The sequence below is a fragment of the Streptomyces sp. NPDC002133 genome, assembly GCF_040296405.1.
Taxonomy (GTDB): Bacteria; Actinomycetota; Actinomycetes; order Streptomycetales; family Streptomycetaceae; genus Streptomyces.
The window spans coordinates 1-1,330 of sequence record NZ_JBEOXF010000149.1 but is presented as its reverse complement, the minus strand read 5'-3'; the positions used below and the strand labels follow the sequence as shown (position 1 = coordinate 1,330).

Genomic DNA, 1,330 nt, shown 5'->3' with positions numbered 1-1,330 from the left:
TGAATCGCCCCGGCTCGAATGGAGACTCGATTTCGTGAAAGGATCGAGTCATGGCACGACCTTCCCGTTACCCGCTTGAGCTCCGCCGTCGTGCGGTGCGCATGGTCGCCGAGGTGCGCGACGATCACCCGAACGAGACGGCCGCTTTGCAGGCGGTGACCGAGAAGCTCGGCATCGGCTCCCGCGAGACGCTGCGGAACTGGGTGAAGCAGCACGAGATCGACGCGGGGACGCGAACGGGGACGACGACTGAGGAGTCCGCCCAGCTCAAGGCGTTGAAGAAGGAGAACGCCGAATTGAAACGGGCCAACGAGATCCTGAAGGCCGCGGCGAGTTTCTTCGCGGCCGAGCTCGACCGGCCACACACACGCTCGTAGCGTTCATCGACGAGCACCGGGACCGCTTCGGCGGCGTCGAGCCGATCTGCAGGACGCTCACCGAGCACGACTGCAAGATCGCCCCTTCCACGTACTACGCCCACAAAAAACGCCTCGAGACTCCTTCCGCCCGTTCCCTGCGCGATGAGGAACTCAAGGAGCGGATCCAGGAGGTCTACACATCCAACTACCGTGTCTACGGGGCCCGGAAGATCTGGCGTGAGTTGAACCGGCAGGGGCATGCCGTGGCCCGCTGCACCGTCGAGCGCCTCATGCGCGAGCTCGGTATCACCGGCGCCGTCCGCGGCAGGAAGGTGATCACGACGATGTCCGATCCGGCCGCCGAGCGGGCCCCGGACCTGATCGACCGCGACTTCGTCGCCAGTGCCCCCAACCGCTGCTGGGTCGCCGACTTCACGCACGTCGCCACCTGGAGCGGGGTCATCTACGTCGCGTTCGTCGTGGACACCTTCTCCCGGCGCATCGTCGGCTGGTCCGCCTCCACCTCCAAGGAGACCAGGCTCGTCCTGGACGCCCTGGAGATGGCGCTGTGGCAACGCGACCGGGACGGATTCCCGCACTCGCAGGGCGAGTTGATACACCACTCGGACGCGGGGTCGCAGTACACATCGTTCGCGCTGGCCGAGCATCTGGACCGAGCAGGGATCGCGGCATCGATCGGCTCGGTCGGCGACGCCTACGACAACGCCCTGATGGAATCGACGATCGGCCTGTTCAAGACCGAGTTGATCAAACCCGGCCGGCCCTGGAAGACGCTCTCCCAGGTCGAGCTCGCCACCGCCGAGTGGGTCGACTGGTACTGCCACCGCCGACTCCACGGTGAGATAGGCCACGTCCCGCCCGTCGAGTACGAGACCAACCACTACATGAAATCCGCGAAACCCCAGGTCACAACCACAAACTGAGATCTCTACCGAACCCGGGGCGGTTCA

1 protein-coding gene is annotated in these 1,330 nt (G+C 65.3%); it reads left to right on the top strand.

Features of this window, described 5'->3' with window-relative positions; translation table 11 throughout:
- Positions 1 to 50: 50 nt before the first annotated feature.
- Positions 51 to 1,303, top strand: a protein-coding gene (locus ABT078_RS42510) for an IS3 family transposase (RefSeq protein WP_351237842.1) whose coding sequence is annotated in 2 segments (ribosomal slippage) — positions 51 to 333 and positions 333 to 1,303 — 1,254 coding nt in all. Because the reading frame shifts where the segments join, the coding sequence is not laid out codon by codon here.
- The last annotated feature ends 27 nt before the right edge of the window (positions 1,304 to 1,330 follow it).